The 12,387-nt window shown below is 65.3% G+C and carries 12 protein-coding genes; 2 read left to right on the top strand and 10 right to left on the bottom strand.

Annotation, left to right across the window (positions count from 1 at the left end):
• Positions 1-28 precede the first annotated feature (28 nt).
• The 10 genes from I6N91_RS00530 to I6N91_RS00485 all read right to left on the bottom strand — a co-directional run bounded on the left by I6N91_RS00530 (position 29) and on the right by I6N91_RS00485 (position 10,831).
• Positions 29-1,117, bottom strand: coding sequence for an aminopeptidase (locus I6N91_RS00530; RefSeq protein WP_198809976.1), 1,089 nt, complete (start codon positions 1,115-1,117; stop codon positions 29-31).
• On the bottom strand, positions 1,107-2,624 hold the full coding sequence (locus I6N91_RS00525) for an FGGY-family carbohydrate kinase (protein ID WP_198809975.1): 1,518 nt from the start codon (positions 2,622-2,624) through the stop codon (positions 1,107-1,109). The genes I6N91_RS00530 and I6N91_RS00525 overlap by 11 nt, the downstream gene beginning before the upstream one ends.
• A gap of 7 nt (positions 2,625-2,631) precedes the next feature.
• A complete protein-coding gene (locus I6N91_RS00520) occupies positions 2,632-3,444 on the bottom strand; it encodes a BtpA/SgcQ family protein (protein ID WP_198809974.1) in 813 nt (270 codons plus the stop codon).
• Positions 3,441-4,361, bottom strand: a complete 921-nt coding sequence (locus I6N91_RS00515; protein WP_198809973.1) for an NAD(P)-dependent oxidoreductase — start codon at positions 4,359-4,361, stop codon at positions 3,441-3,443. Before I6N91_RS00515 ends, I6N91_RS00520 begins: the two co-directional genes overlap by 4 nt.
• Positions 4,362-4,421: 60 nt before the next feature.
• Entirely contained in the window at positions 4,422-5,033 is a 612-nt protein-coding gene (locus I6N91_RS00510; RefSeq protein WP_198809972.1) for a DAK2 domain-containing protein, read from the bottom strand.
• A gap of 5 nt (positions 5,034-5,038) precedes the next feature.
• Complete coding sequence (locus tag I6N91_RS00505) at positions 5,039-6,040, bottom strand: dihydroxyacetone kinase subunit DhaK (protein WP_198809971.1); 1,002 nt, start codon at positions 6,038-6,040, stop codon at positions 5,039-5,041.
• Positions 6,037-7,143 (bottom strand): ABC transporter permease, encoded by a 1,107-nt coding sequence (locus tag I6N91_RS00500; protein WP_233091282.1) that lies wholly within the window; start codon positions 7,141-7,143, stop codon positions 6,037-6,039. The genes I6N91_RS00505 and I6N91_RS00500 overlap by 4 nt, the downstream gene beginning before the upstream one ends.
• A 2-nt stretch (positions 7,144-7,145) precedes the next feature.
• Positions 7,146-8,189: an ABC transporter permease gene (locus I6N91_RS00495; protein WP_198809970.1), complete on the bottom strand. Its 1,044-nt coding sequence runs from the start codon at positions 8,187-8,189 to the stop codon at positions 7,146-7,148.
• The gene (locus tag I6N91_RS00490; protein ID WP_198809969.1) at positions 8,186-9,706 is read right to left on the bottom strand and encodes a sugar ABC transporter ATP-binding protein; all 1,521 of its coding nucleotides are present in this window, start codon (positions 9,704-9,706) and stop codon (positions 8,186-8,188) included. The genes I6N91_RS00495 and I6N91_RS00490 overlap by 4 nt, the downstream gene beginning before the upstream one ends.
• Positions 9,707-9,784: 78 nt before the next feature.
• Entirely contained in the window at positions 9,785-10,831 is a 1,047-nt protein-coding gene (locus I6N91_RS00485) for an autoinducer 2 ABC transporter substrate-binding protein (protein WP_198809968.1), read from the bottom strand.
• Between the two features lie 234 nt (positions 10,832-11,065).
• On the opposite strand from I6N91_RS00485, the gene I6N91_RS00480 reads away from it, so the two are divergent.
• Together I6N91_RS00480 and I6N91_RS00475 are read left to right on the top strand one after the other, a co-directional pair.
• Entirely contained in the window at positions 11,066-11,821 is a 756-nt protein-coding gene (locus I6N91_RS00480) for a DeoR/GlpR family DNA-binding transcription regulator (RefSeq protein WP_198809967.1), read from the top strand.
• Positions 11,822-11,887: 66 nt separating this feature from the next.
• Positions 11,888-12,361: a DUF6194 family protein gene (locus I6N91_RS00475; RefSeq protein ID WP_198809966.1), complete on the top strand. Its 474-nt coding sequence runs from the start codon at positions 11,888-11,890 to the stop codon at positions 12,359-12,361.
• The last annotated feature ends 26 nt before the right edge of the window (positions 12,362-12,387 follow it).

Below are 12,387 nucleotides of genomic sequence, written 5' to 3'. Positions count from 1 at the left end.
GACCGCCGTTTCAAGCACCCGGCCACTCCTAGCGAGCGATCATGAGAGGGTTGACCACCACGCCATCGGCGATGAGCTGCATGTTCCCCGCACTCAGGTAGGAACCGGGTGAGCGGAGGTCCTTCACGATGTCCCAATGCAGCGATGACTGATTGATGCCTCCACAGGAGGGGTACGCCCTGCCCAGGGCAATATGGACGGTTCCCAGGATCTTCTCGTCGATGAGCAGGTCTCCCGTTGCGGTGCTCACTCCCGCGTTGGTCCCGATCCCGAGTTCGCCGACCCGTCGTGACCCGGAGTCGGTATTGAGAAGGGCGCTCACAAAGTCCTGCCCCCGCCGGGCGGATGCCGTGACGACGAGGCCCCGTTCGAATTCAAGTTCAAGGTCCGTCACTGCTGTCCCGGCGAACCAGAAGGTGCCGGGGAAACGGATATGGCCGTCCACGCCGTCGTCCACGGGGGCGGTCGCGATCTCCCCGTCGGGAAGGTTTGCCTCGCCGGCGAAGGTAACCCACAGGCGGCCGCGTGTGCTGAGGGAAAGATGGGAGTCCGGTGTACGGATCTGGACCGAATCCTCTTTCTCAAGCATTCCGCACAGGGTCTCCCAGCGGGGCCGAAGCTCATTCCAATCCGAAAGGCAGCCGTCGAAGAACTCGGCGAGGAGCGTCTCGAACGGGACCCCGATAGCCGATGCCCACTCCGGTGTCGGGATGCGCACGAGGGCCCATCGGGTCTGTTCCCAGCGCAGGGTGGAGACCACCCCCTTGGCCCGCCGCTGGGCTGCAAGCCGGCGGGAGTCCACCTCGGAATCCAGGGGCGGAAGCATTGCACGGAAGGACACATGGACGTCCGCCCACTCCATTGAAGCGACCTCCAGGGGCGCTGGTTCCTCGAGGACCTCATCCGACGCGAAGTCCACGGCGAGCCTGTCGAACTTTTCGTCGGTTGCCAGCACCTGGGGCTGTGCACCGTGCCGGTAACACTCTTCGACAAACGCTTCGACCGCCGGTGCAGCCGAAGCATCGGTGACGAACACCGCGACCTTGCTGCCGCGCTGCACGCCTGTTCCCTTGGCGAGCTGGGCGGCCAGCAGCTTCCAGCGCATCTCAGCGGCCATGAAGCCTCACAGCCCGCGCGGTGTTGAGTGCGGAAAGCGTTTCATAGAGTTCCACATAGTCCTCGTGGTCGTTCCGCAGGGTATCGGCGGAGGCCTCGTCCGGTCCAATGGGCTGGCCCAGCTTCACCCACTGTCCAATGCTTTCCCGATCCTTGAGCGCGCCCACGGCGAGGGCCGCGAGGGCGGCGTCCCCGACCGCGGCGCCGTCGGTCTCCGCGATGCTCTGCGACAGGCCGGTGATGTCGGTGACGCTCTGGGTGAAAATCGGGTTCTTCGTGCCCCCGCCGACCGCAATCACCCGCCGGGGCAGCTCCCCCACTTCGGCATAGGCCGAGAGGGCGTGGGCAACGGAGTGCGCCACCCCTTCAAGGACGGCCCGCGCAATGTCGGCACGGTTGTGGTCAAGGGAGAGGCCGATGAGGGCACCCCGGCTGTGCGCGTCATGGACGGGGGTGCGCTCCCCGCTGAAGTGCGGCATCAGCAGCAGGCCGCGGGATCCCGGCGGGGACTCTCCCGCGAGGGCGAGCAGCCTCCCAAAGAGCTCATTGTCACCGGAACCGTCGTCGAGCCCCAGGATGTCGGCCATCCACCGAGTGAGCGTGCCGGCGGTCGAGGTGCCGGCCGCGAGCACGAAGGTTCCCGGGAAGACATAGGGCGCCGACCAGAGGACCCTGCCGGGGATCGGTGCATTCGTCACTTTGATCATGTAGGTGGACGACCCGTACATCAGCATCAGATCGCCCTCGTTCACGACCGAGGCGCTCACTGCTTCAGCCGGTGCGTCCACGGCACCGAAGATGACAGGAATTCCCGGAGGCAACCCGGTCTCCCCGGCCGCACTTTCAGTGATAGTTCCGGCGATGTCGGTGGACCACCCGAGCTCGGGCAGCCGCTCCGGAGCGATCAGGTCCTCACATCCGGAGAGGTCCCACTTCGTATCGGCGAGCCGGTAGAACGGATGGAAGTACCCGGCGGTGCCATGGTCCATCGTCACCCTGCCCGTCAGTCGCGCGACAATGTAGCCGTGCGCGGTGACGTACCAGCGGGTTCGTGCGGCGATGTCGGGCTCGTTGTTTCCGATCCAGACGACCTTCGGGCCGCCCGACTGGCTGGTGAGAAGGTTCCCGCTGCGCGCGAGGATCGCCTCCTCACCAAACCTTTCGGTCAAGGCATCGATCTCGGCGGTGGCCCGGGTGTCCACTCCGTACAGGATTCCGGGACGAAGGGGCCGCAGGTCCTCATCGAGGGGAAGGACACAGGGGCCGATGGCACTGCATCCGACCGCCTCGATGGATCCCGATGCTGCGGCTTCCGACGCCATTAGCTCCCGGGAAACTGCCGCGAAATCCGACCACCACACGAGGTCGGCGTCCTGCTCGACCCGCCCCGGAGCCGGCGTCGAGATGCCGTGACGGCGGCGGGCCCGTGCCCGGACCGTTCCCTGCTCGTCAACCAGGACTCCCTTCGTCTCGAAGGTTCCGATATCTATTCCCAGAAAGAGCTTCATGGCGGCGCTACAGGGACTTGCGGAGCGCGGCGACCTCGGACATCAGCTCGGCCACCCGTCGGGGGTCCGCTTCGTTCTCAAATACGCCGTCCCGCTTGAAGTAGGTGCCGACGATCGCCGCGTCGGCGATCCGCAACTGCTCCTGGGCATTGGCTGCCTTCACCCCGGTGTTCACGATCACCGGGGTGTCTCCGGCGTTGTCCTTCACCGTCTGAAGGACGCTGTTGTCCGTCGACGCCCCTGCCGTGAGCCCCGAGACGCACAGCCCGTCGGGCTTGCAGTTGAAGACGGTTGACCGGGCAATGTCGGCCACGGTGCGGGAGCCGAGGTAGGACGCGGCCTCCGGCACAATATTGAACAGCAGGCGCACATCCTGTGCGCCGATGGCCATCCGGTGCCGCGCCGTCTTCCCGACATTCGTGTCCCAGGTTCCGAAGTCGGAGGCGTAGACCCCGGTGAAGATCTCACGAACGAACTCCGCGCCGGTGGCGGCGGCGAGGTCGATCGAGGCTTCGGCGTCCCACAGGACGTTCACCCCGAACGGGACCGAGATTTCGCTTCGCAGCTCACCAATAATCCGGGCCATAGTGATAGCCGTGATCGGTTCGGTCTTCGTCAGGTAGGGAAGGCTGAACTCGTTGGAGATGAGGATGCCGTCCACTCCCCCCTCCTGCAGGGAGGCGATCTCCGCCAGGGCGGACCGCAGGACCTCCTGCAGCCCATCCGCGGCGCGGTAGGCCGGATCGCCCGGAAGTGCCTGCAGATGGCACATCGCGATGACGGGTTTGGGCGTCCCGAAGACCTTATCCATCCAGTTCATTTGTTCTCCTGGTGTGCGTTTGCCGAACCGGCACCGGACAGATCGACATCCGCTTCCGCTGCCAGCGTCTTGATGAGTGCGGATGCGTTTTCTTCACCCCAGCCTGAATCCACTGCCTTCTGGATGGTGGCGAGGGTCGCCTCGGTGCCCGGGATGGGGGATCCGAGGCCGTCGGCGAACTCCTTGACCAGGAGCGCGTCCTTGAGCATGAGCTTGAGGGCGAAACTGGAAGAGTAGTCGCCGGCGAGCACCGCACTGCCGACTCCATCGAAGATCGGCGAGCGGAAGTCCGTGACGGCGAAGACCCCGAGGACGTCCTGCAGGTCGAGTCCGGCCTTTCGTGCGAGGGTGAGCGATTCGCCCAAAGCCTCGAGCTGGGCGGCGACCGTCAGGTTCCCCACGAGCTTCATACGTGCGCCGTTTCCTGGGCCGCCCATGTAGTGGGTCGTCTCACTGATGGGGTCGAGGACTTCCTTGGCGTCGTCGAAGACGTCCCGTGCCCCTCCCGCGACAATCCAGAGGCCTCCGGCTGCCGCCTCCCCTTTCGATCCGAATACCGGCGCGTCGAGGAAGGAGATACCCCTGGCCGAGTAGGCGGCCGCCTCCTCGGCGCTCATTTCGGGGCTGATGGTGGAGAGGTCGATGACGACGGAACGCTCCTCAACCAGCTCCGCGACTCCGCCGGGCGCAAGCACGACGTCGTGGACTGCCTGGTCGTCGGCGAGGCAGTACATCACGTAGTCGGCACCGCTCACCGCCTCTTGAATCGACTCCGAGCGGGTAACGCCTGCAGCATCGAGCTCCGGGGTGTCCCGCGGGGTCCGGTTCCACGCGGTTACGGCATGTCCGGCGGCGGCGAGGTTTGCGGCCATGCCGCGTCCCATCGTCCCCAGGCCGAGGAAGGCAATCTGTGCCATGGTTTGTCCTGCTTTCACTTTCGGGGGTGCATTCCGGATAGACCATCCGGCAAGCATGGGTTAGTTGGCGTCGCGCCAGGCTTCGAGGAACCGAAGGAAGGCCGTGGCGCCGGGATCCTGGAGACCGATGCTCCGCTCCTGCAGCCAGGAGGCCCTGCCGCGCATTGACTGCATTCCGACGGTTTCCCGCACTCCACGTTCGGCGGCTTCGATGGCACGCTCCAGGGCTTCCGTGGCGGTGTCCGCGCCCCGAAGTGCGTCGGCGGCCGGCGCCAGGGCGTCGAGGATGGTCTTGTCGCCCACCTGCGACTTTCCGCGCTTGCCGATGCTGTCCGCCGCCGCGGCGGTGAATTCGGCCCCGCTGTCGATCGAGACGGTGGTCGATTCGCCCCAGACGCGTGATCCAGCCAGCAGCGCTCCTGCGACAAGGGCCGCCATGGTCGACGGGTTGGCGTTGGCGAAGGCCTTAGCGCAGGTCTTGGCGATCTCCGCGGGAAGTGCGTCGTCCGGAAGGTCTTCGAGTGCCTGGATCACGGCCTTGGCTCCCAGGGACACGGTGACGCCCAGGTCACCGTCGCCGAGGGCCGCATCGAGGTCGCGCAGTTCATCGGCGTACTGCGTCACCTCGGCGAGGCTGTTCCGGATGGCGAGGCTGAGTGCTGCTCCGTCCATGGGGCTCACCCTTCCCGGAAGAACGGGGAGGACGCCGGGGCGTTGAGGAGGGCGAGCCGCTCGTCATCGAGCTTCAGCAGGGACAGGGAGGCGCCGGCCATTTCGAGGCTGGTGGCGTATTCGCCGATGTAGCGCTTCTCGACGGTGAGGCCGAGCTCCTCGGCGATACGGTGCACCTTGCGGTACAGGACATACAGCTCCTCCAGGGGGGTTGCGCCCATCCCGTTGACGAGGACTGCGATACGGTCCCCCGAGCTGAGGCCGAGGTCCTCGACGAGGGGCCGCATCAGCCGCTCGGCGACCTCGTCCGCCGTCTCGAGGACTCCGCGGTGGATGCCGGGCTCGCCGTGGATGCCGATGCCAATCTCCATCTCACCGTCGGGCAGGTCGAAGCTCGCCTTCCCCGTGGTGGGCAGAATCGTCGGGGACAGGCCGATTCCCATGGTCGCCGTGTTGTCGATGATGTCTTCGGCGGCCGCGGCGACCTCCTTGAGTGAATCACCGCGCTCTGCTGCGGCACCGGCGGCCTTATAGGCGAAGATGATGCCTGCGACGCCCCGGCGGTCCGCCGACCGCTCCCTGGGCTGGCTGGCGACGTCGTCGCGCCCGAGGACCGTCAGCGTCTCGATGTCCTCGAGTTCGGCCAGGTCGGCGGCGAGGTCGAAGTTGAAGACGTCGCCGCCGTAATTGCCGTACAGGTAGAGCACCCCGGCGCCCCCGTTCACCGCCTTGGTGGCCTCAAAGATCTGGTCGGAGGAGGGTGAGGAAAACACGTTTCCGATGGCAACGGCGGAGCAGAGCCCGGCACCGACGTACCCCTTGAACAGGGGTAGGTGACCCGAGCCGCCGCCGGTCACGATGCCCACCCTGTCCTGGCGGGGGGCGTCGGCGCGCACCATGATCCGCTTGTCGTCCCTGGGGGTGCGCACCATGTCGGGGTGGGCGAGGGTGATGCCCTCAATCATCTCGTCGACAAAGTTTTCGGGCTCGTTGATCAGCTTCTTCATGATTTTCCTTGGGTCTCGGGGGCTGCTGGTACGGGCGGCTGGAGGTCTCGTTTACGCCGTCGGGAGCGGAACCGCATCTGGTCGGCGATCATGACGGCGATCAGGATCACGCCCTGGGCGATTGAATACTCGTAGGCGGAGAGCCGAAGGGCGTTGAAACCGCTCGACACCACCTGGAGGGTGAGCGTGGCAAGCACGACGCCGGCAACGGTGGCGAACCCGCCGGCCGGGTTGGTGCCGCCGAGGACGGCGATCACGATCACCAGCAGTACGTAGGAGGATCCGTAATCCGCGCTGGCCGTGGGGTTGCGGGCGATGAAGACGATGCCTGCGAGTCCGCCCAGCAGGCCGGAGGTGACGTACGTCGAGGTGAGCACCCGCCGGCTTCCGATGCCGGAGTACCGGGCGGCCACGGGGTTGGCGCCCTGCAGCTGGAGCTTCAGGCCCAGCGGTGTCACGTTGACCAGCACCGCGACGACGACGGCGATCAGCAGGAAAAACAGGAAGAGCACCGGGACGCCGACGATGGTGGTCTTGGCGATGACGCTGAGCGCCTCGGGGGCGCCGTAGAGGGTCTGGCCGCCGGTCCAGACGACGGCGATGCCGTTGAGGATCTGCATGGTGGCAAGGGTCGCCAGGATCGGGGTGATCCCGACGACGCCGATGAGGAAACCGTTGAACCAGCCGGCGACGGCGGCCAGCGCGAGCCCCAGCAGCAGGATGAGGGGAAGGAGCGAGTTCGCCTGCCCGGGATTGCCGGCGGCCAGACCCGCGTACAGCGTGGTGATGGTGATCGCCGTGAAGTTGGCAATGGCCACGACCGAGAGGTCGATCCCCCCGGTGAGCATAGCCAGCATCATGGCGATGGCGAGGATACCGATCTCGGGGGCCGACACCGCGATGTTCTCGAGGTTCAGCGGGTTGAGGAAGATCGACGGCCTCAGGAGCGTGAAGAAGGCGAACGCCGCCACCAGCAGCACGAGCATGCGGACGACGCTCCGGTCCCGCGTCAGCCTGCCCAGCATCGCCCCCATTCCGTTGTCGATGCGGGCATTGAATCCGCCCGGGGTGTGGAGGTCGGGTTGGTTCTTTGTCTGCGCCATGGCTACTCCTTCACCTCGTCGTTCACGAGCACCCGTTTCGACTCACGCTTGGCGGAGATCGCCTGGATGCCCACACCGATCACGAGCAGCACGCCGACCGCCGTGCGCTGCCAGGCCGTGGGCACGCCGACCAGGATGAGGCTGTTGTTGATCAGCTGCACCAGCAGCACACCGAGCACGGTGCCGAGGACCGACCCGCGGCCGCCGAAGATGGAGGCTCCGCCGAGGACGACGGCGGCAATGATGTCCAGCTCGGTCCCGACGAGGTCCTGCGGGTTGGCGTTGCGGCCGAGGATCACGTGGAAGACGCCGGCGAGCGCGGCGAGCACTCCGGCCAGGACGTACAGGGCGATCTGGATCCGCACCACGGAGAACCCGGCGCGGCGCGCTGCCTCCATGTCGCCGCCCAGGGCGTAGATGCCCCGGCCAAACATTGTTTTGCGTAGCATCAAGGCAACCAGGACACACAGGAGGACAACCGGGACCACAAGGACGTGGAGGTACGCGTTTGCCCCTCCGCCCTCAAGGGAGATGAGGTTCGAGGTCGAGACCGCGGACATGCTTCCGGGGAGGTCCGCGATGTACCGGGAGCCGATGTACGCGACCAGGAGGCCTCGGAAGATCCCTTGCGTCCCGAGGGTGACGATCAGGGTTGAGAGCCGGAATCTCGCAATGACGGCGCCGTTGACCAGCCCCAACAGGGCCCCGATCAGGCACGCGAAGAGCACGATGGCGATCAGCCCGGGGTCGAAGTTCCCGCTGCCGGTGAGTTTGACCGCCGTATAGGCGGCAAAGATTGCGATCGCCGCGAAGGAGACATCAATACCGCCGCTGATGATGACGATGAGGACGGCGAGCGCGAACACGAGCGGGACGATCGAGCTGCGGAGGATGGCGAAGAAGGTCCCGACCGAGAAAAACGACGGGCTGATGATTGTCATGCCGATGATGAGGACAACCAGGACGAGGGCGAGGACGCCCTCGTTGTTGGCGCCCTTGAACCGGGCGAGGCCTCCGGCGCGGGACAACGTTCGGGTGTCGCTCATGCCGCCATCAGCTCCTCAATGGCCGTACCGTTCACTGCGTCGCCTTCAAGGACGTCGACCACCGCACCCTGCCGGACGATGAGGACCCGGTTGCAGACCGTGACAAGCTCGGGCACGTCGTCCGAAATGACAAGAACGCCCATCCCGTTTCCGGCCTGCTCGCGCAGCACCGCAAGAATTTCCTCCTTGGAGCCGACGTCGACGCCGACCGTCGGACCGTTGAGCATCAGGACCTTGGGCTGGTTGGCGAGCCACTTGGCCAGTACGACGCGTTGCGCGTTACCGCCCGAAAGGCTTCGGACCGGGGCGAGGACATTGGGGGCCTTGATGCGCAACTGATCGAACAACCGGCGGATGGAGGAGGAGACCTTTCCGGAATCGAGGAGGATCGGCCCCCGGCGGTGTTTGTCGACCGACCCCGCGATGATGTTGTCAGCGATCGACTTCTCCAGGAAGAGCCCCTGGGTCAGCCGGTCCTCGGGCACGTAGCCGATTCCGGCGCGGATGGCGTCGTCGATCGATCGGATGCGCACGGTCTTGCCCTCAACCTCGACGGTTCCGGAATCGGCCGGGAGCACGCCGAACAGCGATTCGGCGATTTCACTCCGGCCGGAGCCGAGCAGTCCGGTGATCCCGAGGATCTCTCCCCGGTGGAGGTCAAAGGCCACGTCGTGGAAGGCGCCCGAGACCGAGAGCGACCGGACGCTCAGGACGGGACGCTCCTCGAGCTGGGGACTCGTGATAAGCCGGGTCTCGTTTACGGCCCGCCCAGTCATGTGCTTGATGAGGGACCGCCGGTCGAAACCGGTGGTGGGGCCGGAGACGACGTGGATGCCGTTCCTCAGGATTGTCAGGTCCTGTGACACCTGGAGCGCTTCTTCGAGCTTGTGGCTCACGAAGACCAGGGCAACCCCACGGTCCTGGAGTTTGCGGACAATGCCGAAGAGCCGGGCCACCTCGCTGTGGGTGAGGGCCGTCGTGGGCTCGTCCATGATGATGACGCGTGCCTCGCTGACCAATGCCCGGCAGATGGCGGTGAGCTGCTTGTCCGCGACGGACAGCCGTTCGACGTCTTTGTCGAGGTCGAGCGTCAGCCCCAGCTCCTTGACGATATGTTCGGCGGCCGGACGGTTCTTGCCGGCCGAGAAGACCTTGGACCGCTTCGCGACGACCGAAGTGAGGACGATATTCTCCGCCACGGTGAGGTTCGGGAACAGGGAGAAATCCTGGTAGATGACCTGGATGCCTTCCTTGATGGCCTGCGACGGAGTCATGAAGGGGTGGGGCTTGCCGTCGATGAAGATTTCGCCGCCGTCGGGGCGCTCGGCTCCGCTGATGATCTTGATCAGGGTCGACTTGCCGCATCCGTTCTCACCGGCGAGGCAGTGGACGTGGCCGGCTTGAAGGGCGAGGGATACTCCCTCGAGGGCTTTCGCTCCCCCATAGCTCTTGGAGATATTTCGCACTTCCAGGACGGGGACACCTGGCTGCCCCGTCGGCGGGTTGCTGCTTGTCATGAAGATGTCCTTTGGCGGTTCGGGGTCCGTGCGCCGCCTCTGCGGCGCACGGACCCCGATGTGCGTGGATGAAGCGGTCTAGAAGTCGTACTCGCCGACGTTCTCGGCGTCGACCTCAACCGCCGCGTCGCCGACGACAACGTTGTCGAAGCCCTCGAGCTTCTTGAGCGAGGTGTAGCCTTCGATTCCCAGGTCCGTGCCATCCCCGACCTCCTCGCCTTCAGCGAGCAGCTGCGCGATTTTCAGCTGGGCTTCGCCGGCCAGCGCGGGGTCCCAGAAGAAGATCTTGTCGATCGAGCCGTCCTCGAGGTACTTCTCCGACACCGACGGGATGCTGGTGCCCATGACGCAGACGTCATCTTCGCGGCCCGCCTCCTGCACCGCGCGGGCGATGCCGGCAACGTCTGTGCCGGCCGAACCCTGGAAGCCCTTGATGTCGGGGTACTTCGCCAGGACCTCCTTGGCCCGCGAGTACGCGACGCCTTCGTCTTCCTTGCTTTCAATCGGGTCTTCAACACGGGTGAGGTCCGGATACTCGGCCTCCTGCTGGTCCAGGGCGCCCTGGACCCAGTCCATGTGGGTCTTGGCGGTGAGGCCGCCGACGAAGGAGACGTACTCGCCCTCGCCGCCCATGCACTCGGCGAGGTTGTCCATGATCTGGGCGCCGTAGGCCTTGTTGTCGAACGCTTCGATGTCGATATCGGCGTTCTTGATGCCGCTCGCTTCGTGGGTCACGACGACGATGCCCTGCTCCCGTGCCTGCGCGAGGACGTTCTCAAGGCCCTCGGGCGAGTTGGGCACCACGGTGATGGCGGTCGGGTTCTGCGGGATGAGGTCCTGGATGATCTGAATCTGTTTCTCCGGGCTGGCATCATCACCGCCGACCTGCCGGGCGTCGATGCCCGTCGAGTCGGCGAAGCTGGTGACGCCTTCCTCCATGCGGTCGAACCAGCCGACACCGGTGATCTTGACGACGGTCACCATGGACATGTCCTCCGCGGCGCCGGCGTCGCCCCCGCCCGAACCTCCGCCTTCGGAGCCTCCGCCCCCGGTGGTACCGCAGGAGGCAAGGAGCGTGGCGACGGCTCCTACTGAAAGAAATTTGACGGCATTTCCGTGCTTCATTGCCACTCCTTTGTGACGGTGCCAGTGCTGCCTCGTGCTGCACTCGTGCGGGACACCGATAGTGAAACTGCGGTGAACTCTAAAGTCGCGTCTGCGCAGGTGTCAATGAATTTTGCTCAATCTCTGCACGATAGGAGGAGGTCGCTGCGCGATTTTTGCGCAATATCGCGCATTCCGCGCGGTACTATACTTGCATTGCCGCCAAGGAGGACGACACATGACGAGAGTCGACGTATGACCAGACAAGCGATGATTCTTGAGATCCTCCAGGAGGAAGGCTTCCAATCGGTCGTGGGCCTTGCTCGGCGGCTCGACGTCAATCCATCGACCATCCGCCGGGAGTTCGAGAAGCTCGAACGCATGGAGCTCCTGCAGCGCACCCATGGCGGGGCGTACCCGATGAAGCATCTTGACACTCCGTCGGCCATCAAGGAGTCGCTTCATAAACGCGAAAAGCGGGCCATTGGCGCGGCGATGGCTGACAAGATCCTCGACGGGCAGACGATCCTGCTCGACAGCGGCTCGACGACGCTCGAAGTCGCCAAGCACCTGAAGCACTCACGGCTCACCGTCGTCACGAACGACCTGCGTATCGGGGTGGAGATTGCGGAGCGGCAGAGCGCCCACCTCGTCTTCATCGGGGGCGAACTGCTCCCGAACGTCTATACGCTGTGGGGGCCCACCTCGGTGCAGCAGATTGAACACCTCCGCGTCGACGTTGCGGTCTTCGGTGCGGATACCGTCGATGAGCAGGGCATTTTCAACACGAGCAGCTATGAGATCGAACTGAAGCGGACCATGCGGTCCATTGCGAAGGAAGCCTTTTTCGTCGCCGACAGCTCGAAATTCGGCAGGGAGGCACTCTTCAAGGTGTTCGACCTCGACCAGTTCACGGCCGGGATCACTGACAACCTGCTCGATCCTATTCGCGCCTCGCATTTCCCGGTACCGGTGATCACCGTCAACCCTCGTCGTGAAGCGGCGGTGTGAAGCGGCGGTGTGAAGCGGCGGCCCCCCTCCTTTACGCAAGTCCCGGACGCCTGAGAGCATTCACGGGTGGATGAAAACGACATCATCGCCTTCGTCTCGGACCTGCCCGGCGTCGTGGTGGACACCGCAACAGAGGAGTCCGGCGCGCCCGAGGCCGCGTGGGGCGACACCTTCATCTTCTACGATCCCGACGACAGCGCTCCGACGTACCGGCGCTACCCCTTCGCGACGATTGTGGTCAGCGACTACCCCGGCTTCGACACCGCCTCCGACCTGAACCGGCCCGGCATCTTCCGGCTCAATATCTTCGTGGGAAAGTCGATGTACGAGGACCTGGTGGGCCACCCGGCCGATCAGCACGCCGAGCACCTGTCCGAGTTCGACTTCACCGAGGTGGACCGCATTCTGCCCCATCCCGTCTACGGTTCCCAGGCGTGGGTGTCCATCCTCAACCCCGGCGAGGCAACGGCCGAGAAGGCACTGTCCCTGCTGCTCCACGCGCGGGAGAACGCGGTGCGGCGCTACGACCGGCGGCACTGAGTGCTTCCCGCCGGCCCCCTCGACGG

It is taken from the genome of Arthrobacter sp. MSA 4-2, assembly GCF_016405885.1.
Classification (GTDB): domain Bacteria; phylum Actinomycetota; class Actinomycetes; order Actinomycetales; family Micrococcaceae; genus Arthrobacter_D.
This window is presented reverse-complemented; position numbering and strand designations above follow the sequence as displayed.

Coding starts and splice junctions, on each gene's coding strand:
- I6N91_RS00495 (WP_198809970.1), bottom strand. CDS start 8,189: ATGAGCGACACCCGAACGTTGTCCCGCGCCGGAGGCCTCGCCCGGTTC.
- I6N91_RS00525 (WP_198809975.1), bottom strand. CDS start 2,624: ATGAAGCTCTTTCTGGGAATAGATATCGGAACCTTCGAGACGAAGGGA.
- I6N91_RS00485 (WP_198809968.1), bottom strand. CDS start 10,831: ATGAAGCACGGAAATGCCGTCAAATTTCTTTCAGTAGGAGCCGTCGCC.
- I6N91_RS00500 (WP_233091282.1), bottom strand. CDS start 7,143: ATGGCGCAGACAAAGAACCAACCCGACCTCCACACCCCGGGCGGATTC.
- I6N91_RS00510 (WP_198809972.1), bottom strand. CDS start 5,033: ATGGACGGAGCAGCACTCAGCCTCGCCATCCGGAACAGCCTCGCCGAG.
- I6N91_RS00490 (WP_198809969.1), bottom strand. CDS start 9,706: ATGACAAGCAGCAACCCGCCGACGGGGCAGCCAGGTGTCCCCGTCCTG.
- I6N91_RS00530 (WP_198809976.1), bottom strand. CDS start 1,117: ATGGCCGCTGAGATGCGCTGGAAGCTGCTGGCCGCCCAGCTCGCCAAG.
- I6N91_RS00480 (WP_198809967.1), top strand. CDS start 11,066: ATGACCAGACAAGCGATGATTCTTGAGATCCTCCAGGAGGAAGGCTTC.
- I6N91_RS00515 (WP_198809973.1), bottom strand. CDS start 4,361: ATGGCACAGATTGCCTTCCTCGGCCTGGGGACGATGGGACGCGGCATG.
- I6N91_RS00505 (WP_198809971.1), bottom strand. CDS start 6,040: ATGAAGAAGCTGATCAACGAGCCCGAAAACTTTGTCGACGAGATGATT.
- I6N91_RS00520 (WP_198809974.1), bottom strand. CDS start 3,444: ATGAACTGGATGGATAAGGTCTTCGGGACGCCCAAACCCGTCATCGCG.